This window comes from Stenotrophomonas sp. HMSC10F07 (assembly GCF_001807895.1).
In the GTDB taxonomy this organism is placed as follows: domain Bacteria; phylum Pseudomonadota; class Gammaproteobacteria; order Xanthomonadales; family Xanthomonadaceae; genus Stenotrophomonas; species Stenotrophomonas sepilia.
This window is the reverse complement of sequence record NZ_KV791341.1, coordinates 97,375-117,194: the sequence shown is the minus strand read 5'-3', so window position 1 is coordinate 117,194 and position 19,820 is coordinate 97,375. Positions and strand designations below refer to the sequence as shown.

General features: G+C 66.2%; 24 protein-coding genes and 1 pseudogene. 10 read left to right on the top strand and 15 right to left on the bottom strand.

The window, feature by feature from the left end; all coding sequences use genetic code 11:
• Positions 1–82 precede the first annotated feature (82 nt).
• Together HMPREF3114_RS04145 and HMPREF3114_RS04140 are read right to left on the bottom strand one after the other, a co-directional pair.
• Positions 83–1,114 (bottom strand): LysR family transcriptional regulator, encoded by a 1,032-nt coding sequence (locus HMPREF3114_RS04145; protein ID WP_070489201.1) that lies wholly within the window; start codon positions 1,112–1,114, stop codon positions 83–85.
• Positions 1,111–1,419, bottom strand: coding sequence for a sigma factor-like helix-turn-helix DNA-binding protein (locus HMPREF3114_RS04140; RefSeq protein ID WP_053496610.1), 309 nt, complete (start codon positions 1,417–1,419; stop codon positions 1,111–1,113). Before HMPREF3114_RS04140 ends, HMPREF3114_RS04145 begins: the two co-directional genes overlap by 4 nt.
• Before the next feature lie 89 nt (positions 1,420–1,508).
• Between HMPREF3114_RS04140 and HMPREF3114_RS04135 the strand changes: the two genes are divergently transcribed.
• From HMPREF3114_RS04135 to HMPREF3114_RS04125, 3 genes are all read left to right on the top strand, one after another.
• Positions 1,509–1,988 (top strand): carboxymuconolactone decarboxylase family protein, encoded by a 480-nt coding sequence (locus HMPREF3114_RS04135; RefSeq protein WP_053496609.1) that lies wholly within the window; start codon positions 1,509–1,511, stop codon positions 1,986–1,988.
• Between the two features lie 54 nt (positions 1,989–2,042).
• Positions 2,043–2,447: a cupin domain-containing protein gene (locus HMPREF3114_RS04130; protein WP_053496608.1), complete on the top strand. Its 405-nt coding sequence runs from the start codon at positions 2,043–2,045 to the stop codon at positions 2,445–2,447.
• A gap of 75 nt (positions 2,448–2,522) precedes the next feature.
• Entirely contained in the window at positions 2,523–3,404 is an 882-nt protein-coding gene (locus HMPREF3114_RS04125; RefSeq protein ID WP_053496607.1) for an RNA polymerase sigma-70 factor, read from the top strand.
• 109 nt (positions 3,405–3,513) lie between these two features.
• Here HMPREF3114_RS04125 and HMPREF3114_RS04120 read toward each other — a convergent pair whose 3' ends face one another.
• Positions 3,514–4,434, bottom strand: a complete 921-nt coding sequence (locus tag HMPREF3114_RS04120; RefSeq protein ID WP_053496606.1) for an MBL fold metallo-hydrolase — start codon at positions 4,432–4,434, stop codon at positions 3,514–3,516.
• A 481-nt stretch (positions 4,435–4,915) separates the two neighbouring features.
• On the opposite strand from HMPREF3114_RS04120, the gene HMPREF3114_RS04115 reads away from it, so the two are divergent.
• A complete protein-coding gene (locus HMPREF3114_RS04115; protein ID WP_049416437.1) occupies positions 4,916–5,869 on the top strand; it encodes an alpha/beta fold hydrolase in 954 nt (317 codons plus the stop codon).
• A 107-nt stretch (positions 5,870–5,976) separates the two neighbouring features.
• On the opposite strand, the gene HMPREF3114_RS04110 is transcribed toward HMPREF3114_RS04115, so the two are convergent.
• The gene (locus HMPREF3114_RS04110; protein WP_070489198.1) at positions 5,977–8,625 is read right to left on the bottom strand and encodes an excinuclease ABC subunit UvrA; all 2,649 of its coding nucleotides are present in this window, start codon (positions 8,623–8,625) and stop codon (positions 5,977–5,979) included.
• Positions 8,626–8,896: 271 nt separating this feature from the next.
• Here HMPREF3114_RS04110 and HMPREF3114_RS04105 point away from each other — a divergent pair, with 271 nt between their 5' ends.
• The 3 genes and pseudogenes from HMPREF3114_RS04105 (at position 8,897) to HMPREF3114_RS04095 (ending at position 10,175) form a co-directional block, all read left to right on the top strand.
• Positions 8,897–9,151 carry a hypothetical protein gene (locus HMPREF3114_RS04105; RefSeq protein ID WP_053496604.1) on the top strand — a complete coding sequence of 85 codons (255 nt, stop codon included), beginning with the start codon at positions 8,897–8,899 and terminating at the stop codon, positions 9,149–9,151.
• Positions 9,148–9,565 (top strand): annotated as a pseudogene (locus HMPREF3114_RS04100) (low affinity iron permease family protein). Before HMPREF3114_RS04105 ends, HMPREF3114_RS04100 begins: the two are co-directional and overlap by 4 nt.
• 112 nt (positions 9,566–9,677) lie before the next feature.
• Positions 9,678–10,175, top strand: a complete 498-nt coding sequence (locus HMPREF3114_RS04095) for a YciE/YciF ferroxidase family protein (RefSeq protein ID WP_005416567.1) — start codon at positions 9,678–9,680, stop codon at positions 10,173–10,175.
• Between the two features lie 39 nt (positions 10,176–10,214).
• On the opposite strand, the gene HMPREF3114_RS04090 is transcribed toward HMPREF3114_RS04095, so the two are convergent.
• The 4 genes from HMPREF3114_RS04090 to HMPREF3114_RS20515 form a co-directional block, all read right to left on the bottom strand.
• Positions 10,215–10,949, bottom strand: a complete 735-nt coding sequence (locus HMPREF3114_RS04090; protein ID WP_070489195.1) for a DNA-formamidopyrimidine glycosylase family protein — start codon at positions 10,947–10,949, stop codon at positions 10,215–10,217.
• On the bottom strand, positions 10,942–11,709 hold the full coding sequence (locus HMPREF3114_RS04085; protein WP_070489192.1) for a DUF72 domain-containing protein: 768 nt from the start codon (positions 11,707–11,709) through the stop codon (positions 10,942–10,944). The genes HMPREF3114_RS04090 and HMPREF3114_RS04085 overlap by 8 nt, the downstream gene beginning before the upstream one ends.
• Positions 11,706–12,173 carry a BLUF domain-containing protein gene (locus HMPREF3114_RS04080; protein ID WP_070489189.1) on the bottom strand — a complete coding sequence of 156 codons (468 nt, stop codon included), beginning with the start codon at positions 12,171–12,173 and terminating at the stop codon, positions 11,706–11,708. The genes HMPREF3114_RS04085 and HMPREF3114_RS04080 overlap by 4 nt, the downstream gene beginning before the upstream one ends.
• A 286-nt stretch (positions 12,174–12,459) precedes the next feature.
• Complete coding sequence (locus HMPREF3114_RS20515; protein ID WP_235643023.1) at positions 12,460–12,840, bottom strand: hypothetical protein; 381 nt, start codon at positions 12,838–12,840, stop codon at positions 12,460–12,462.
• Positions 12,841–13,006: 166 nt separating this feature from the next.
• Here HMPREF3114_RS20515 and HMPREF3114_RS04070 point away from each other — a divergent pair, with 166 nt between their 5' ends.
• Positions 13,007–13,384, top strand: coding sequence for a response regulator (locus HMPREF3114_RS04070; RefSeq protein WP_053496599.1), 378 nt, complete (start codon positions 13,007–13,009; stop codon positions 13,382–13,384).
• Positions 13,385–13,399: 15 nt separating this feature from the next.
• On the opposite strand, the gene HMPREF3114_RS04065 is transcribed toward HMPREF3114_RS04070, so the two are convergent.
• From HMPREF3114_RS04065 to HMPREF3114_RS04035, 7 genes are all read right to left on the bottom strand, one after another.
• Positions 13,400–13,828, bottom strand: a complete 429-nt coding sequence (locus HMPREF3114_RS04065; protein ID WP_070489187.1) for a BLUF domain-containing protein — start codon at positions 13,826–13,828, stop codon at positions 13,400–13,402.
• Between the two features lie 178 nt (positions 13,829–14,006).
• Positions 14,007–14,696 (bottom strand): glycosyltransferase family 2 protein, encoded by a 690-nt coding sequence (locus tag HMPREF3114_RS04060; protein WP_070489184.1) that lies wholly within the window; start codon positions 14,694–14,696, stop codon positions 14,007–14,009.
• Entirely contained in the window at positions 14,693–15,280 is a 588-nt protein-coding gene (locus tag HMPREF3114_RS04055; RefSeq protein WP_070489180.1) for a class I SAM-dependent DNA methyltransferase, read from the bottom strand. The genes HMPREF3114_RS04060 and HMPREF3114_RS04055 overlap by 4 nt, the downstream gene beginning before the upstream one ends.
• The gene (locus HMPREF3114_RS04050) at positions 15,277–16,035 is read right to left on the bottom strand and encodes a PIG-L deacetylase family protein (protein WP_070489177.1); all 759 of its coding nucleotides are present in this window, start codon (positions 16,033–16,035) and stop codon (positions 15,277–15,279) included. Before HMPREF3114_RS04050 ends, HMPREF3114_RS04055 begins: the two co-directional genes overlap by 4 nt.
• Entirely contained in the window at positions 16,023–16,964 is a 942-nt protein-coding gene (locus tag HMPREF3114_RS04045; RefSeq protein WP_053496595.1) for an acyl-CoA dehydrogenase, read from the bottom strand. The genes HMPREF3114_RS04050 and HMPREF3114_RS04045 overlap by 13 nt, the downstream gene beginning before the upstream one ends.
• Before the next feature lie 109 nt (positions 16,965–17,073).
• Positions 17,074–17,571: a hypothetical protein gene (locus HMPREF3114_RS04040; RefSeq protein WP_053496594.1), complete on the bottom strand. Its 498-nt coding sequence runs from the start codon at positions 17,569–17,571 to the stop codon at positions 17,074–17,076.
• A 10-nt stretch (positions 17,572–17,581) separates the two neighbouring features.
• Positions 17,582–18,745, bottom strand: a complete 1,164-nt coding sequence (locus HMPREF3114_RS04035) for a zinc-dependent alcohol dehydrogenase (protein ID WP_053496593.1) — start codon at positions 18,743–18,745, stop codon at positions 17,582–17,584.
• 148 nt (positions 18,746–18,893) lie between these two features.
• On the opposite strand from HMPREF3114_RS04035, the gene HMPREF3114_RS04030 reads away from it, so the two are divergent.
• Both HMPREF3114_RS04030 and HMPREF3114_RS04025 read left to right on the top strand, forming a co-directional pair.
• On the top strand, positions 18,894–19,082 hold the full coding sequence (locus HMPREF3114_RS04030) for a hypothetical protein (RefSeq protein ID WP_053496592.1): 189 nt from the start codon (positions 18,894–18,896) through the stop codon (positions 19,080–19,082).
• A 99-nt stretch (positions 19,083–19,181) separates the two neighbouring features.
• Positions 19,182–19,820: a DUF6766 family protein gene (locus HMPREF3114_RS04025; protein ID WP_053496591.1), complete on the top strand. Its 639-nt coding sequence runs from the start codon at positions 19,182–19,184 to the stop codon at positions 19,818–19,820.

Below are 19,820 nucleotides of genomic sequence, written 5' to 3'. Positions count from 1 at the left end.
CGCAGGCATCGTAGGTGGCGCGGGCGCGAGGCAGTAGGTCCGTGACGGGCCGCGCACTGTTGCCCGGCACGCACCAGTGCGCTCAGGCCCAGGCAGGCTGTGCGCTTGGCTTCAGAGGGGTGGCCTGCTGGCGTGCTTCCCAGTGCGAGATCACATCCAGTTCGAGCGCACGCAACCGCTGCGTGCTGAAGTCGATGAAGGCCCGCACGCGCTTGGGCAGCTGGCGGCGGCTGAGGTAGCACAGGTAGTGGCCGCGATCGAGCGGCGCATGCCGATCCAGGCAGGTCACCACCCTGCCCGCCCACAGCGCTTCACGCACCTGATAGCTGGGCAGCTGGGCGATGCCCAGCCCGTCGATGACGGCCTGCAGGGCCAGGTCGGCATCGTTGAACACCAGTGCGGTCGGCGGCTGCAGGTGCACTTCGGCACCGTCGACACGGAATTCCCAGGGCTGCATGCGTCCGCCCGGCAGGCGCCGCCCGATGCAGGCATGTGTGGACAGCGCATCCACCGACACCGGTAGACCGTGCGCCTGCATGTACGCCGTCGATGCACATACGACCAGCTGCATCGGCACAAGCTGCTTGGCGATCACCTGGCTGTCTTCCAGCAGGCCGTCGCGAAACGCCACGTCGATGCGGTCACCGGCCAGGTCGGGGGCCTGCTCGTCCAGCAGCAGTTCTACAGAGACCTGCGGGTACTCGGCGCGGAAGGCTGCCAGCAGGGGGGCAATCACCCGCCGGCCGAAGCCGTGGCTGGCACTGATACGCAGGTGCCCGCGCGGCGGGCCCTCGCGCAGGTCGCGCATTTCCTCAAGTGCCTGCAGGATGCAGGTCACGCCTGGGTTGCAGCCTTCCAGGAACAGCTCGCCTTCGCGGGTGAGCGTGGTCGAGCGCGTGGTGCGCAGGAACAACCGCACGCCGAGCTGGCTTTCCAGCTTCTGCACGCTGCGGCTGACGGCCGAGCGGCCGATGCCGAGGCGATCGGCCGCGCGCGCGAAGCTGCCCTCGGACGCCACTGCAATGAAGGCCAGCACGCCGGCGTAGCTGGTGGAGAAGGACGCATTGAGCGCATCGTGGCCGTCGCTGGCCGGGCGGGTCGTTGCGGCGTTCATGGGTGGCCTGGCTCCAGGCGGGCACGTTGTGCGTGCAGGTGGCTCCGCGCCAGCGCCAACCGTTGCCTGCACGCGGCAAGATCGAGCGCCAGCAGGGGCACGATGTCCTCGAATCCGGCGCCCAGCACGTCGTGCAGCAACAGTACCGCACGTGCATCGGGCGGCAATTCGCGCAATGCGGTGAGGAAGGCCTGCCAGACCTGTTCGCTGGCAGGGCGCGATGCGGTGCGCAGGTGCGATGAGGTGTCCATGCCCGGCAGACGGCCGAGCATCGACCGCTGTGACAGGACATTGGTGATTTTCATGCAACAGCGTGCGGCCCGGCCCCCGCCTACCGGCATTGCGAATGCAGGCCTAGCCTCGCTGTGCCCTTCACACGCTACAGGAACACACCATGACCGCACGCCTGGATTACGCCGCGCAATCCCCCGAACTGTTCAAGAAGCTCGGCCTGTACTCGCATGCCGCCCACACCGCCTCGATCGAAGCGGCCATCATCGATCTGGCCAACATCCGTGCATCGCAGCTCAACGGCTGTGGCTTCTGCCTGGACATGCACGTGAAGGAGGCCACCCTGCGTGGTGAGCGCCCACTGCGCCTGCATCACCTGGCGGCATGGCGTGAATCGACGCTGTTCAGCCCGCGCGAGCGCGCCTGCCTGGCCTGGACCGAAGTACTGACCCAGCTGCCGGCGCAGGGTGTGCCCGACGAGCTGTACGCGCGTGTGCGCGGCCAGCTGTCCGATCAGGAAATTGTCGACCTCACCCACGCGGTGATGGCGATCAACGCATGGAACCGCGCCAACGTTGCCTTCCGTACCACGCCCGGCACCCTGGACGCGGCCTTCGGCCTGGACAAGGCCGGGCTGGCCTGATTCTTCCGCTGCTGCCCCATGCTGCGGCCCCCTTTACCGCTTTGGAGACCTGCCATGCGTCGTTCTGTTCTGGCCCTGCTTGCGCTGCTGCCACTGTGCGGTGCTGCCGCCACCCCGCCCTTTGCAGCGCCCGAGCCCCTGGTGCGCGAGGTGATGACCCGCGCCCTGCCGGAGCAGCCCGGCAAGGAAGCGCTGATCCTTACCGTGGAGTACCCGCCGGGTGGCGCCGATCCTGTCCACCGCCACGATGCCCATGGCTTCGTCTACGTCCTGGAAGGACGGATCGTGATGGGTGTGGCCGGCGGCAAGGAAGTCACCCTTGGCCCGGGCGAGGCCTTCCATGAAGGCCCGGCCGATCTGCACACCGTAGGCCGCAACGCCAGCGCTACCGAGCCGGCGAAGTTCGTGGTGTTCCTGATCAAGGACATCGGCAAGCCGGCGGTGCTGCCGCCGCACTGATTGCACGTCCGGCGCTGGCACCAACGACAGGTTCCCGGGTGTCACAATCCGGGGACCTGTCCCGTCTACGCTGGCATGGACGAATCCACTGCGCTGTTCTCACGCCTCCGCCCACGCCTGTTCGGCGTGGCCTACCGCATGCTCGGGTCTTCGCACGAAGCCGAAGACGTGGTGCAGGATGTCTGGCTGCGCTGGCATGGCGCCGACCAGTCACAGATCGAGAATCCGGAAGCCTGGCTGGTGGCGACCACCACCCGTCGCGCCATTGATGGCCTGCGCCTGGCCCGGCATGCGCGCGAACACTATGTGGGCATGTGGTTGCCCGAGCCGCTGCTGACCGATGACACCGCCACGCCTGAGTACGTGCTGGAAACCGCCAGCGATCTGTCGGTCGCTTTCCTCAGTGTGCTGGAACGGTTGGCCCCGGATGCGCGTGCGGCCTTCCTGCTGCACGATGTGTTCGATCAGGATTACGCGGTGGTCGCGCGCACACTGGACAAGACGGAAGCCGCCTGCCGGCAGATCGTGCATCGCGCGCGCCGTCAGCTCAGGCAGGAGCGCCCGCGCTACAACGTCCCGCAGGACGCGCACCAGAAACTGCTGCGCCGCTTCGCCGAGGCTGCATCCAGTGGAGATTTCCGCACGATGAAGGCGTTGATGGCCGAATCGGCCGAGCTGGTGGGTGACGGCGGCGGTATCGTCACCAGCTTCCCCGGGCCGATGCTCGGCGGCGCGCGCATTGCCCAGCTGCTGTATGCCCCGCACCTGCGGCGCAGCGCACAATTGCGGATGGTACCGGCCATGCTCAATGGACGGTTGGGACTGCTGCGCTATTTCGATGGCGTGCTGGAGGCGGCGATGGCCTTCGAGACCGATGGCGAGCGGATCACGCAGGTCCTGGTGCAGCGCAACCCGCACAAGCTGCAGCGGTTGGCTCGCCCTACCGCCATCCAGTAGTTCCCCGGGTAGGGATGGGGTCTGTTGTCGGCCGCCCTTGCGGGATTCGAGCGGGGCGCCGATGCGCCCCGTCGAAAACTCCTGCTTGCGCTGTATCCGCAGGATCCGATCAGAAGTCCCAGAACACCGGCACCCAGCGGAACGTCTCGCCGTCCAGCGACACCCGGCCCACTGACGGGAACGGAAGATGCGTGGCCACCAGCATTTCGCCGGTGCCGGCAAGGTCCTTCAGCAGAGCGACGCGAACGCGTGCGGATTCCTCCGGATCGTGCTCAAAACCGTTGTGCCAGTTCGGCTGGTCGAAGCCGACCGCGAATACCGCGTCACCGGCAAAGGTCAGGGCCTGCCCCGCAGACGCCACGCGCACCACGCAGTGGCCCGGGGTATGCCCACCGGTACGGCGGGCCGTCACGCCCGGCGCGATCTGCTGTTCGTCCTGGAAGGTGTGCACATAGCTGCTGTACTCGGCCCAGAAGTGCTTGGCCGTGGCGCGCAGCGCATCGGGGAAGCCCTGCGGCATGTTGGTACGGCTGAAGTCCGGCGACTTCCAGAACTCCACTTCCGCGGCTGCGACGTGGATCTTCAGGTCCGGGCGCAGCTGTTCCTTTACGCCTTCGACCAGCAGGCCGCCGACGTGGTCCATGTGCATGTGGGTGATCACCACATCGGTGATCTCGCCCAGGTTGATACCGGCAGCACCAAGGCGACGGATCAGCTGGCCGGCGCGCGGCAGCTGCAGGTCCGGGTCCATGCCCAGGCCGGCATCGATGAGGATGGTGCGATCACCGCTGTGCACCACCATCACGTTCAATGCCCAGTCGAAGGCATCCTGCGGCAGGTACATCTCTTCGAACCATTGGGCACGGTCGGCCGCCGGTACGTTGTGGCCGAGCATCTGGGTGGGCAACGGCAGGACGCCATCGCTGATCACCAGCACTTCGACCTCGCCCACTTTCAGGGCGTAGCGCGAGGGCACCAGTTCATCGAGGGCGGGAGCAATGGGCGCGGCGGTGTTTTCCATACTGAACATGAGGGATCTCCACGAAGAGGCGTTGGGCGGGCAGCAATGCAAGGCTGGCGCGAACGAATCCGGGCACTTGCCCATGGCGCAGGCAGTGGCATTGCCAGGGCACGGTTGCCTGGCAGGCCAGCGCTGCGGAGTTCATGGGAAGACGGGCCACTGCGCGGGCAATGGGCCCGGAACACGGCAGGTACCGTGTGGGATCAGCCTAGGCAGCACGCCGCAGGTGCGGTAGCGCCGTGAAGGGGTACGTCATGTTGCGTTCCGGGAAGCAATGCGGAACCGGCTGCAATGTCACCATTGCAAGCGCCTCTGGCTCGTTCGGTAGTGCGCAGGCCCAGGTCGGGCAGCTTCGGATGATCATCCAGTCGACCCCACTGTGGGTCCGTGCAATCAGGACGATCTATCAAGAAATTCGGACTTGTCATATCCCAGATGCCTGATTGCAGGCGCAAAGTACGTCTCACCACCCACCCATGAGAGTTCCCGCATGAACACCTTCGCACGCTCCCTGGCTATTGCCACCCTCGCCCTCTCGGTCCAGGCCGGCCTGTCCGCGCAGGCCGCCGAACCGGCCAAGCCGGCTCCGGTCACCGCCATCGCGCGCACCGCCAGCTACATCACCACCGCCGATGGCGTGCAGCTGTACTACAAGGACTGGGGCCCGAAAGACGGCCCGGTGGTGACCTTCAGTCACGGCTGGCCGTTGAACTCGGACAGCTGGGAATCGCAGATGATCTTCCTGGCCAACCACGGCTACCGCGTCATTGCCCATGACCGTCGCGGCCACGGCCGTTCCAGCCAGCCGTGGGACGGCAACGACATGGATCACTACGCCGATGACCTGGCCACGGTGATCAATACGCTGGACCTGCACGATGTGACCCTGGTGGGCTTCTCCACCGGTGGCGGCGAAGTGGCGCGCTACATCGGCCGGCATGGCACCGGGCGGGTTAAGAAGGCCGTGCTGATCAGCTCGGTGCCGCCGTTCATGCTGAAGACCGCCGACAACCCCAACGGCCTGCCGATCGAAGTGTTCGATGGCATCCGCAAGGCACAGATGGAGAACCGCGCGCAGCTGTACCGCGACATTCCGTCGGGCCCGTTCTATGGCTTCAACCGCCCCGGCGCGAAAGTGTCGCAGGGGCTGATCGATGCGTGGTGGGCGCAGGGCATGCAGGGCGGCCACAAGAACACCTACGATTCGATCGCCGCGTTCTCGGCCACCGATTTCCGAGCGGACCTGAAGAAGTTCGATGTGCCCACCCTGGTGATCCACGGTGACGACGATCAGATCGTGCCGATCGATATTTCCGGCCGCCAATCGGCAAAGCTCATCAAGGGCGCCAGGCTGATTGTCTACCCGGGCGCGCCGCACGGCCTGACCGATACCCACAAGGACAGGGTCAACCAGGATCTGCTGGCGTTCCTGCAGGATAAGTGAGCCGCCGGGGGCTCCGGCAATGCGCCGGAGCCCGCTTTCTGTTGAAAGGCGCGGCCTGGATGCTGGACTTCCGGCGCTGGAGATCGATAGCCGAGCATGGCTCGGCTCTACAGTGGAGCCAGCTCGCGCGCCAGAAACGGTGCCGTCCTGCTGCCCTTGGCGCGGGACACCTGATGAGGTGGCCCCGCCGCCACGATGGTGCCGCCCGCGCTGCCTGCGCCCGGGCCGACGTCGATCACCCAGTCCGCCTGCGCGACAGAACGCATGTCGTGCTCGATCATCACTACCGTGTTGCCTGCGTCCACCAGCCGCTGAAGCTGCACCAGCAGCCTGTCCGCGTCTGATGCATGCAGGCCGGTGGTGGGCTCGTCCAGTACGTACAGCGTGCGCCCACGCTGGCTGCGCTGCAGCTCTGTGGCCAGCTTGATGCGTTGCGCCTCACCCCCTGAAAGCTCCGTGGCCGGCTGGCCCAGCCGCAGGTAGCCCAGGCCGATCTCCTGCAGCAACTGCAGCGGGCGGGCGATGGCCTCTTCTTCGGCGAAGAACGCATGGGCCTGGTCCACCGTCATCTGCAGCACCTCGGCAATGTTGCGGCTGTTCCACTGCACCTTCAGCGTGGCCTCGTTGTAGCGGGCGCCGTGACAGGTGGGGCACGGCGCATAGACGCTGGGCATGAACAGCAGTTCGACGCTGACGAAACCCTCGCCTTCGCAGGTCTCGCATCGCCCCTTGGCTACGTTGAACGAAAAGCGGCCCGCATCGAATCGGCGACGGCGCGCGTCGGGTGTCGCGGCGAACAGCTTGCGCACGTGGTCGAACAGGCCCGTGTAGGTAGCCAGGTTGGAGCGTGGCGTGCGGCCGATGGGCTTCTGGTCCACCTGCACCACGCGCTGGATGGCGTCCACGTCGCCGGCCAGCTGGCCCCGCGTTGCTTCGATTACGGTGGGTCCTTCGGCAGGTGCGCTGTCGGCGCTGTCGTCTGCCGTCTCATGCCCAAGGTGCAGCAGCATCAGCTCGGGCAGCGCTTGCGCCATCAGGCTGGATTTGCCCGATCCGGAAATGCCGGTCACTGCAGTCAGCAACCCCAACGGCACCTGCGCATCCACACCGTGCAGGTTGTGGCGGTGAATGCCTTTCAGCGCCAGCCAGCTGTTGGCACTGCGCTGCCGGCTGGCCGGCGCCGGCACCCTGTCGAACAGGTACTGCGCCGTGCGTGAATCCTGAACGTTGCGCAGGCCGTCGGGCTCGCCACTGTAGAGAACGCGTCCGCCATGTTCCCCTGCCTGCGGGCCCACATCCACCAGCCACTGCGCGCGGCGCATCAGCTCCAGATCGTGTTCAACAACGAACACCGAGTTACCGCCGTCGCGCAGCCGTTCCAGCGCGTCGTACAGCGCCTGGCTGTCGGCCGGATGCAGGCCGGCCGACGGTTCGTCGAGCACGTACAGCACGCCGAACAGCAGCGAGCTGAGCTGCGTGGCCAGGCGCAGGCGCTGCAGTTCGCCGGCCGACAGCGTGGGCGTGGCGCGATCCAGCGAGAGATAGCCAAGGCCGAGCTCGCGAAGTTGCCGTACCCGCGCCATGCCCCCGCCCGCGAGCCGTTGCGCCGCCAGGCGTTTTTCCTCAGACAAGGCTGAGGTCAGACGCACGTCGGGTGCGCCGGCGTGGGTCACGCGGCCACTTGCTGCCCGCTTGGCGCGATCGCGGGGCGTTGCACGCCTGCTGGTACGCGCACCGTGGCTGTGTGCACTGAAGTCGCCCTGCGCGATGGGCTCGAGCAAGGCCGCCAGCTGGTCCAGCGGCAGCCGCAGGAACTCGCCGATGTCCACGCCGGCGAAGGTGACCGAAAGTGCTTCCGGCTTCAGGCGCTTTCCGTGGCAGGCGGGGCACAGCCGGCCCTCCATGTAGCGGGAAACACGCTTGCGCATCAGCGCGCTCTGGGTGTTGGCAAAGGTGTGCAGCACGTAGCGGCGTGCGCCGGTGTACGTGCCCATGTAGCTGGGTTCCAGATTGCGCTTGAGCGCGGCGCGGGTTTCGGCGGGCGTGAACCCGGCATAGACCGGCACGGTCGGGGTTTGCTCAGTGAACAGGATCCAGTCCCGGTCCTTCTTCGGCAGCTTCTTCCACGGCACATCGACGTCATAGCCCAGCGTGACCAGGATGTCGCGCAGGTTCTGGCCATGCCAGGCCGGTGGCCAGGAGGCGATGGCGCGCTCGCGGATGCTCAGCGACGGGTCCGGCACCATCAGCGCTTCGGTCACCTCATAGACGTGCCCCAGACCGTGGCAGGTGCTGCAGGCACCCTGTGGGGTGTTGGGCGAGAAGTCTTCGGCGTACAGCATGGGCTGGTGGGCCGGGTAGGCCCCTGCCCGCGAGTACATCATGCGCACCAGGCTGGACAACGTCGTCACGCTGCCCACCGATGAGCGCGCATTGCTGGCACCGCGTTGCTGCTGCAGGGCGACCGCCGGTGGCAGCCCGTCAATGGCATCCACGTCGGGCACGCCGGCCTGATCGATCAGGCGACGCGCGTAGGGTGCGACGGATTCGAAGTAGCGCCGCTGCGCTTCGGCGAAGACCGTGCCGAAGGCCAGCGAGGACTTGCCGGACCCGGACACGCCGGAGAACACCACCAGCGCATTGCGTGGAATGGAGACGTCGACATTCTTCAGGTTGTGCTCGCGCGCACCGCGGACCTCGATGCAGCCGCTGGCTGCGGCAGCACATGACGACTCGCCAAAGGGGGTGTTGGACATCTCAGCATTCCTGCATTCGGTGGGCGGATCGAGCATGGTGCGCCCGGTAGGCCATTCTCGCTGCTGCGGGGTGAATGGCGTGAGGGGGCGCGCAGCCACGTGCCGAATCAGAACGCCATGGCCGACGCAGTCCGCGCCGCCCCGCCGATTGTTAACGCGCGTTGCCTGAAGGATTGACGCCACCTTGCCCCACCCTTGATGGGGCCGCTCACAACGCATTCCTATGCTGGGCCCGCCACCTGCGAGGTGGTGATCAACCTGGAGATACCCCATGCAACGTGATCAGAAAGACCTCCCCCATCCGGACACGGAAGTGCAGCGCCCCGATCCTGTCAGCCCGCTGCAGGCAAAGCTGCACAACCACCGCAATCATGACGAAGCGCTGCAGGAAACCTTCCCAGCCAGTGATCCGATCTCTCCCTTCGTCGCTGCGCCCACGCCGGACGAGCAGGCCAAGCGCCTGGGTGAGCGGGTCAGGCTGCCAGATCGCCGCACGGATGAGGAGGCCGCGGGAGGTGACGCGTGATGCGGCACAGCTTCGCCCGTGTCGCGGCCGCGACGGCGCGATTGTCCGGCAGCCTGGGGGGCATTCGTCGCGGCGCTGGGTGTGATCATCACCTGGGCCGCGAGCGGGCCGGCCTTCCACTTCAATGACACGTGGCAGCTGGTGGTAAATACGGGAACGACCATCGTGACCTTCCTGATGGTGTTCCTGATCCAGCACACGCAGAACGCCGATACGGCCGCGCTGCACATCAAGCTGGATGAACTGATCCGGGTCAGCAAGGACGCCAACCAGGAGCTGTTGAACCTGGAGTCGATGGAGCCGGCGCATCTTGAGGAGATTCGCCAGCGCTACGAGGCACTGGCGAAGACCGCTGCAGACATCCAGTCCAAGAAGGAGCGCTGCATGCCGTGTGGTTCGGGCGCACTCTCGTAAAGACCGTGCGCAGTAATCCTGCGGGCGCTCACATGCCGCCTTCACCTGGCCCCTGCCCGATCGCAACCGGGCAGGACCTACGCTGAGCACTCCACTCACTGCGGAGCCCAGTATGGCTATCAAGACGGCGGAAGACCTGTTCATCCACGAACTCTCGGATATCTACAGTGCCGAGAAGCAGCTGACCAAGGCCCTCCCGCGCCTGGCCCGTGCGGCCGAGAACCCGGACCTGGCCGCAGCGTTCGAAACGCACCTGGAAGAAACGCAGGGCCAGATCGAACGCATCGATCAGGTGGTCGAGGTGCTCGGCATTCGCCTGAAGCGCATCAAGTGTGCGGCGATGGAGGGCCTGGTGGAGGAAGGCAAGGAAGTGATCGACAGCATCGACAAGGGGCCGGTGCGGGATGCGGCCTTGATCGGTGGCGCGCAGAAGGTGGAGCACTACGAGATTGCTTCCTACGGCACCATCGCCGCGCTGGCCAAGCAGCTGGGCTACAAGGATGCCCTGCCGCTGCTGCTGGAGACGCTTGAGGAAGAGAAGGCAACTGACGAAAAGCTGACCCTGCTGGCCAAGGGCGGCGGCAACGCCAAGGCCGCGCAGGCCGCCTGATCGACGCGCCCCGGAAGCCGGCTGCCACGGATGGCAGCCTCAGGGCTGGTACAGCACCTGATCATTGGGGCAGAAGAACGTGCGTCGCCGCGCGGTCCCCATGTAGAGCTTGCTGATCGGGCCACCGCACAGGGGACAGGCCTTCCTGGTGTGAACCTGCCAGTGCTTCTTCAACTCGAAGCGACGCTTCCATTCCAGGAAATCGAAGCTGTAGGCGCGGGCCTGCTCGATCATGGCGGTAAGCCTGCGTGGCGGCAGGTCGCCCAGCCGTGTGGCCGGATGCACGCCTATCCGGAACAGCACCTCGTTCTTGATGATGTTGCCCACGCCGGCGAAGACGCTCTGGTCCAGAAGCGCATCGCAGACCAGGACGTCCGGCATGGATTCTAGCTTGCGCCGGGCCAGCTTCGGATCCCAGGCATCATTCATCACGTCCGCCCGCCAGTCGTAGATGTCGTCCAGAGGCTGGTCAATCAAGCGCACGGAACACGCATAGAAGTTCAGCTCACCGTTGTCGAACACCAGCGATACCCGCGCCGGGGTCGGCTTCCGTTCGTCAATGCGCCAGCTGCCGAACATCATCAGGTGGATGCGCAGCGTGTGGCGGCTGAATTCCAGCAGGAAGTGCTTGCCCCAACTGCGGACCGCCTTGACCCTGCGGCCCTGCAGCGGTGACAGGTCGATGCGGCTGTTACCGGACACGGCGCGGACCACGTGCCCCTTGAAGTGGCTCGCTGCTTCGCGCAGCAGCACGATCGAAGGGCCTTCAGGCATGTGCATTCTCCTGCAGAAGCGCCTGCAGGCGCAGGGCGTTGCCGGTGGCAAGGCCCAGTGCGGTATTGTCCAGTACGAACCAGGCGGGTCGTTGCGCGCCGGATTCGCGCCGCAGTCGTTCCGCCAGCTCCGCCAGGGCCTGTTCGCTGTACGCACTGCGATAGATCTGCGGTTGACCGTGCCAGCGCCAGTAGCTCCACGTGCGGTCACCGCCGGGAACCGCTGCCGCCGGCACACGTGCCGGATCCGCAGCGACCCGTGCCACGCCATGCGCACTCAGAAGTGCATCCACTTCCGGCGTGAACCAGCTCGGGTGGCGCGGCTCGCACGCCAGATCGGCCCGCGTGCGGGCGCGCAGGCCTCGCAGGAAGGTTTCGGCCGTGATCGTGTCGTACACCAGGCTGGGCGGCAACTGCAGCAGCAACGGACCGAGCTTTCCGCCCAGCTCCAGCACGCCTTCAAGGAACTGTTCGAGCGGCTGCATCGCATCGCGCAGCCGACGCTCATGGCTGATCTCCCGCGGCAGTTTCACCGCGAACCGGAAGCCCTCCGGAACGCTCGCCGCCCATCTCGCGTAGGTGCTGGGCTGGTGCGGTCGATAGAAGGACGAGTTGATCTCCACCATCGGCAGGCGGGTGGCATAGCGCTGCAGTGCGCTGTCGCCCACGCCGAACGCTTCGTGAACCGCCCGCGGCAGCGACCAGCCCGCACAGCCCACACGCAGTGGGGCGGATGCACGCGGGGCGGCCGCGGCCTTCATCGTACCGACTGCCGGTACGGTTCCAGGGTCTCTCCCGCACCTGCATCCGTCTGCAACGGCGAGACCGACAGCAGACGATCCAGCGCACTGCTTCCCGAGTCGAGCGCCGACGCGCTGCGTACGAAGCCGGTCCAGTCGGAGATGGCGATCTTTCCCAGCGCCAGTTCGTCCACCCGCACGCTGCGCATCCGCCAGTGCGGAAACTGTCGACGCCCCACCCTGCCCCGGTTCAGCTCGACGATCCCACTGTGGCTGCCGGCCGCGAGAATGCGCGTGTACGCCGCATTGATCCCGGCCTCCGGGCCCTCCAGATACTGCAGGAAGCGCGAGCCATCGAACAGCAGCGTGCCGGTGACATCGACGGATTCGTTGAACTGCACCGCTTCGGCCACAAGCTGCTGCAGCCGCAGTTCCGTCAGGTTGCGGGAGGCTTCACTCACGTAGGCAATCGCGCGAAAAGGCATGGCACCACCGGTTGTTGCAGACCGCCCTACCTTAGCCACACGGATCGTAGGCGCAGTGAGATCGGTGTGGAGGCTGCGTCGAACTGTTGCGTAGCCCTTCCCCATAGCGTTGACGCGCTGGTCGGGCACAAGCCGCAGACCGCCGCAATGTCAGGCGCGCCCGGTACGCAGCCACTTCAGCAGGCGACCGCCTCGTCGGAAGGTGTGAACCGCCCAAGGTGGGCGCTGCGCGCAGCCCTGATGCGGCGATAACATCCACGGACTTCGGGCTGGCCCCGGTCCGCGCTCAGCGCATCGGGCTGGACAGTGCCGTGCCGCCGGCTCGACTTCGCAGGCTGCCAGCCGGAGCGCGCGGAGCGTCCGCTGCCACCAGCGCCTGTACCACACGATGTTGCATACGGTGAGCGCCGCCTTCCACGCCCACGACATACACGAAGCGCCCATCGAACTTGGCGTGCGCGTCCTCCAGGACATCGTCGGCCTGCAGCGCCCGCTTGAGCGACTTCATCCATGTCCGTTCAGGCATGCGGTCCAGTTCCACCACGACGGCTGTGCCACCGCAGTCCAGCGGCATGCACTCGACACGCAGCACGCGGGGGGAAGCAGAATCGGTTCCGGATAGCGGCATGAGAAAAGCTCCGATGCGGGGGACGGCGGCAGTATCCATGGCACGTGCCAAGGCGCCGTCAACAAACTCCATCCGGCCCTGCACGCTGCCTATACGGTGCTGGAAGCGCGCTTCACGGGCTTCGCGCCGGGCTGACAAGCCGCACGCACCGTATTGATGCTACACAGCACAGACTGGCGTTCCCGAAGCAACACAGGCTGCACACATGCAATCCGGATTGAGCCAGCGCAGATGCAACCTGCTGCTGGTGGAAGACCAGCTCGACCTGGCAGCACTGATGGAACATGCACTTGAGGACGCTGGCGACCAGGTGACACACGCCTACAGCGTGTTCGACGCGCTGGGACTGCTGGATACCCAGCGGTTCGACGGCGCCGTGCTGGACGTCGAGCTTCGAGACGGCGTGGTATTTCCAGTCGCTGATCGCCTGGCGGAACTTGGCATCCCCTTTCTGTTCGTCTCTGCGGTCTATGACCAGCTGGTGCCACAGCGCCACCGCCGGGCTGCCTTCGTGGCCAAGCCATTCCACATCGATCAGTTGCAGGACACTGTGCGGCGTGTGATCAGCTGCACAACACGCTAGCACCCGTCCCGCACTTCAGGCGGCGTTCGCGTAGGGCTCAACGACTGCAAGCAGCTTCTCCATCGCTTCGGCTTCGTCCTGGCTGGTTACTGCCCGCTGGATGAAACGGCACCAGTCGGCAAGGGCGATCCTCTGCAGCTCGCTCGCGCTGACCGACAGGCAGCGCATCGGCCAGAACGGCAACCGCCGCTGCCCGACCCGGCCACGCCCGAGTTCGGTCAGTTCGGTGTGGCTGCGGGCCCCGCTTACGCGGGAGAAGGCAACATCCAGCCCGTCCGCGGGGCCTTCCATGTATTGCAGGAAGCGCTGCCCGTCAAACAACAGGACCCCGGTCACGCCCGCTGATCGATTGAAGCGGGCCGCATCTTCCATCAGTGCAGCCAGGCGTTCCGGCGTGAACCCGGGGGCAGCCCGGCTGGCGTAGACAATCGCGCTGTTCGGCATCGGCCGCTCCTGCTTTCCCAGCCGATCAATCTATGGTCGGCAGCGTTCACGCGCCGTAAACGCGTACAGGGAGCGCGTCACATATTGGCCGATGTGCCCGGGTTTCATGGGATTCGGCCTGAATCGGAGACGCCTGACGGCGCGACCGCCTGCTGCGGTGCGGCGAAATGGCCGGTGTTTACGCAATGGCCGGCCCGGTCAGCACGGCAGGGGCACCCGCCGCCCCCATTTCCGCCAGATAGGCTGAAAATCCCCCTGCGGCGCGCCCTTCCAGACGCGCACTGGTGAAGACGACGGGAGCACCGGCCCAGCGTACATCCGCGCCGCAGGCCTGCAGCGCCCTCACCATTTGAACGTCTTCCCCGCAGCGCAAGGCAGGAAAACCGCCGACCGCACGATAGAAATGGGCAGAGACACCCAGGTTGGCACCATGGATGCGCCCGTGACCTTCCCCCCACTGCTGCCGCCCCTGGAATACCCTGCGCAGGCGATGTTCGGACGGGCAGCGCGCCGCAATGTCCACCAGTCCGCAGAAGGCGTCACACGGCTGCTCCAGTTGTCCAACCAACCAGTCGCCAGGGACCTCGCTATCAGCGTCGGTGCTGGCCAACCACGTGGCGCCGCGACCCAGCAGCTCGACGGCGGCCGCTGCGCGGGCAATCCCCACGCAGCGTGCATCCAGCCGCACAATGCCGACGCGCTGTTGGTGGCAGATGGACGCCGTCGCATCCGAGCAAGCGTCCAGTGCAACCACCACTTCGACCGCTTCGCCGCCCAGGCCCGGGTGCAGGGCCGCCCTTCGGATCGATTGCAGGCAGCGCGCCATGCTGGCTGCCTCGTTGTGCGCGGGGACCAGAACGCCTATCACCGCAGGCCCTCGTTGCGGGCCAGTGACAGCGTGCCGCGCGTCCAGCCCTGCAGCACGAAGTCCGCATCGCGATAGTGGAAGGCTTCGTGCAGGCCGTGGCCCAGGCACCGATGCACGACTTCGGTCCGGCTCATCCGCCCGGGGAACGAGGGCAACCAATGGCAGGCGACCAGCAATCCGTCGTCACGAAGTGCTTGATCGATTCCGGCACGCAGCTCGCGAAGGGCGCTCGTCCCGAGGTAGTAGCCCATCTCACCGCAGACGATCAGGTCGAAGCGCCCCGGCGGCCATTGCTCGGGGTGGCTGGCGCAGTGGACCTGCACGTGCGGCAGGTGGGCCAGGTTGCGGCGGGCCCGGAACGCTGCGCGCGGGCTGATATCGGTGGCCAGCAGGCGCTCACAGCGGGCCGCCAGGGCCTCGGTCAGCACGCCGTTGGAGCATCCCAGCTCCCAGCCACGATTGAACTGGCGCTGGCTCAGGCTGGCCAGCAGCAACGCACGCTTGCGTTCTTCATACCACCGACTGCGGTAGCCAAAAGGGTCTTCCTGCTCATGCAGTTCATCGAAGTACGGTTGCGCGCTCATGCCAGAAATACCTCGTAATCGCGGAAAAATCGGGCCAGTACATGGGAAGGCAGCACCGGCGGGCTGTTCAGGCCCGGCACGTTGCCCGTCTGCGTCCGGAACCGGGCGATCGCACTTCGTTTCACCGACGTCACTGCGGAAATGTCGACAAGCTGCGGGGACTCCCACGCCATATGCGCGCAGGCCGGATCCAGCCAGTGCCAGCCCCACACCGGGTACTCCAGGCGACGGCAACCCACTGCGCGCGCGGCGCGGCAGGCTGCACGCCCTGCCGCTTCGTGATCGGGATGCCCATCGAAGCGCCAGGGCGCCAGTACCAGATCGCCCGGCTGCAGGCGCTGCTGCAGCCAGTCCTGCAGGCCCTGTTCGTGCTTGCTGACCGCGCCATCGCCGATGCCGAGATGAAACGTCGCGTCGGCCGCAATCCCAAGTTCCGCCAATGCCGCTGCAAGCTCTGCCCGACGCGCCGACCGCAGGCGCTCCGGTGTCCACCACGGTTCACCCGGATAACACGCTTCACCATCGGTCACGGCAATGACGCCAACCTCCATGCCCTGTGCCGCGGCATGATGGAGCAGCCCGCCACAGCCAAGAATCTCGTCGTCGGGATGCGGCGCGACGACCACAAGGCGGTCATGGTCGGCGCACAGTGAACGGGCGGACGTGGACGGTTGCTGCCAGAGCCAATCGCAGCGCAGCCAGGCCTGTTCCTGAGTTCCCCCTCCTTGCAGGGGTGTGCTGGCTACAGCGCCCATGCGGTCTCCTCGGCTGCCCGCTGCTCACCCAGCCACTGCCAATCGCGATCGGCATGGCACTGCCTGAGGAACACCGTCAGGTCCGCCCAGCGGCGGGCGTGACCGTCTTCCAGGCACATCGGCGCCGGACCGAGCGCGCGACCTGCAAGGTCCAGGACGCGCGTCGCCGCCCGCTCGACCACGCAGCGCAGCCGCACTACGTCTCCCCGATGCGCCGATTGGGGCGCGTCGTCGATGCGCGCGGCCACTTCGCGAAGCAGCGCCGCAGCCGGCCCCAGCACAAGGTCCGCTGCACCCAGCAGCCGTGCGCGGTTGCCGTCGCTGCAGGCCGGCCGCATGCGTTCAGCCAGTGCCACCGCTGCGCCAAACCAGACCGCCGCGATACCGGCTCCGCCATGCCAGAAGCCCGGCCGTTGCAGGTAGGCGTCGCGCGGCCCCAGAATCGTCATCGGTGCGCCGTCGAAGCGCACCGTCGTGGACGGAATGCCGGCCATGCCAGCCGCCGGCCAGGGCTCACCCGAAAGCGTGCACCAATGCTCCGCCGCCACATGGCACAGACACACGCCGTGTGTGTTCCGCACGGTTACCAGTGCCGCATCCACCCACGCGCTGCCTGAACACCAGGGCTTGTCACCATACAGCCCACCGCCGGCGTCGATGCGCAGGGTGTTGGCTGGGCCTTCTGCGGCCCACACCGCCAGCAGCTGCCCTTCAGCAACCCTAGGCGCGTTCAGCTCGGCAATGATCGCCTGGGCGTCGTAATGCGCTTCCAGTACCTTGGCCAAGCAGAGGTCCTCTGCCCCCCACGCCGCCAGCGCCCGCCAACGCTGCAGCGTGTGGCCACTTCCGGGCAAAGGCAGTGCGGGCTGCTGGGCGAGAACCTGGCGCGCGCGGTTGAACAGCGAAGAAGGCGACGTCACATCCTGCATGGCCGGTCTGCAATGAAGATAGGTCATGAACGTAGGCGCCCTGCGGTCACATCACTGTCTTGGCGATGTGGCGGCCACATGAATACCCGGCGCAGTGTTCCTCACGCGGTCACCGCTGGCGCTGTTCGCTTGCACGCACGCACTGGCGCAGTTCCCATAGCCATGGCAACACCACCAGCCCAAGCGCCGGCAGCAATACAAACCCCCACAGCGCCGGTGCTGCCGGTGCCACATTGACTGCCCAACGAGGCTCGGCCTGCCACCCCACCCCGCCCAGCAGCACCCAGGGAGCGGCGTCGAGCACACTGTGCACGTGCTGCTCGGCCGGGCTGATGCGTCGCCGCCCGTCCGCGCTGACGGTGTCGAGGTAGCCGGCGATTGCATGCGCGATGACCAGGACTGCCAGCAGCGCGACGAGCAACCACGTGCTTTCCAGCACGAGCCACGCCAGCACGCCGCTGCCGATAAGCAGCAGCTGCAGCCCATGCAGCAGGCTCTCGCGCATCGCGGACGTGTGCGGCAGGTCGGTACGCCGGTGAAAGTGGAAGTCCAGCGCACCGGCGGCCAGCCAGACTGCGTAGACACCGGCCATGACAATCGCGCTCATGACGGCCTGCTCAGGGGGTCAATACGATCTTGCGGCAGTCGTCGTCCTTGGCATCGAACATCGCATAACCTTGCGCTGCGTCGGCCAGGCGCATCCGGTGCGAGATGATGTCACCCGGATCCAGCTTTCCTTCGATGATTGCGTCCAGCAGTTCCGGCATCAGTCCCTGCACGTGGGTCTGCCCCATCTTGAATGTCAGGCCCTTGTCGAACGCATCGCCCAGCAGGAACCCGTGGATGAAACCGGCATAGACACCGGGAATGCTGACCACGCCGCCGCGGCGGGCGGCTGCGATGCACTGACGGATGGCCACGCCGCTGCTGCCTTCCAGTTTCACGGCGGTCAGCGCTGACTCCAGGGCACTGCCCTCGGCCTCGAAACCGACGGCCTCGATGCAGGCATCCACGCCGCGCCCACTGGTCTGGGTCAGGATGTAGTCGGCTGGGTCCTCGATCTCCTTGAAGTCGATCGGCGTCACACCATAGGCACGGCGCGCGTAGTCCAGGCGGTAGCGAAGATGGTCGACCATGAAGATGGTCTCCGCCCCCAGCAGCCGGCAGCAGGCCGCGCTCATGAGCCCAACCGGACCGGCACCGAAGATCGCCACTGTCGAGCCCGGCTTGACCCCTGCGTTCAGCGCGGCCTGATAGCCGGTGGGCAGAATGTCCGACAGGAACAGAACCTGTTCGTCGGCCACGCCTTCCGGGATGCGCAGTGGGCCCACATTCGCCTTGGGCACGCGCACGAATTCGGCCTGTCCGCCTGCCACGCCGCCATACAGATGGCTGTATCCGAACAACGCCGCCGGAGGCAGAAGGCCCTTCTGGTTCAGCGCAGCGCCCTTGCCCGTGTTGGTGGTCTCGCAGGCGGCATACTCGGCCAGCCGGCAGTGGAAGCACTCGCCACAGGCGATCACGAAGGGGATCACCACACGATCACCCGGCCTCACCTGCGTTACGCCGCTGCCGACCTCTTCCACCACGCCCATGAATTCGTGGCCCAGCACATCGCCGTCGTGCAGATCGGGAATCTTGCCCCGATACAGGTGCAGGTCCGAACCACAGATGGCGGTGGCGGTAACCCTCAGGATCAGATCGTCCTCAGCCGCCAGCACCGGGTCCGGCACGGTCTCGACGCGCACATTCTTGCGGCCGTGATAGGTCAATGCCTGCATCGTGCTTCTCCAGAAGATCGGAACGACAGCATCGCAGGGACGTCCTCCCGCCCCGGTGACATCCAGGTGTGCACAGCGTTCATTCCGCGGCGTCGTAGCGTTAACCCCGACCGGGTCACGCTGCGAACACCCGCCACAGGAGCCCAGCATGAACGACAAGCTGCCTTTCAATCCAACAACAGACGTGGACGATCAATCGAAGGCGCACACCCCGGACAAGCGGCGCAATGATCGAGCGAAGTGGAAGGCGCACGACATGCCGGACGACGGCGATGGCCCCAAGGCCGTACCTGAGGACTACGAACGTCCCGACCCCGATCCGACGGGCAAGCGTTGAGGCCGCCTCACATCCTGGATGCGCCGGATTCACGCGTCATGGTGCGCTACCGGCGCAAGCTGCATGCACGGTTTCCGGTCAGCCTGAACGAGGTGTTGCATGTGGAAACGCAACGGTCTCTCGCTGGTGCTGCTTGCACTCACTGTCGTCTTCATTGTCGGGCAGGCAGTTGCGGGACATCACGTGCACAACCAGACGTTGACGCAGCACGGACGCGCGCCGGTCGACCTGTGGCACTACCTGGCGACCGGGCATTTTGTCAGCGCTACATTCGAAAACTGGGAGAGCGAGTTCCTGCAGATGGGGATGTACGTTCTTCTGACCGTCAGCCTGCGCCAGCGTGGCTCAGCAGAATCCCGGCCGCTGGACCCCGCGCAGGAGCAGAACCACGTCGAGCCGGGCCCTGCGCCGTGGCCGGTTCGTCGCGGTGGCGCATGGAAGGCGGTATACAGCCACTCGCTTGCGATCGCCTTCGGCCTGTTGTTCCTGCTCAGTTTTACATTGCATGCATTGGGTAGCTGGCGCGCCGAGCAGGTCGAGCAGCAGTTGCAGGGATTGCCGGTGCCGGGTTTCCTGGAGCATCTGGGCAGCAGCACGTTCTGGTTCGAATCGATGCAGAACTGGCAGAGCGAATTCCTTGCCGTGCTGTCCCTAGTCGTGCTCACGATCTTCCTGCGGCAGAAGGACTCACCGCAATCCAAGCCGGTCGAAGCTCCGCACGCGCAGACAGGTGATTGA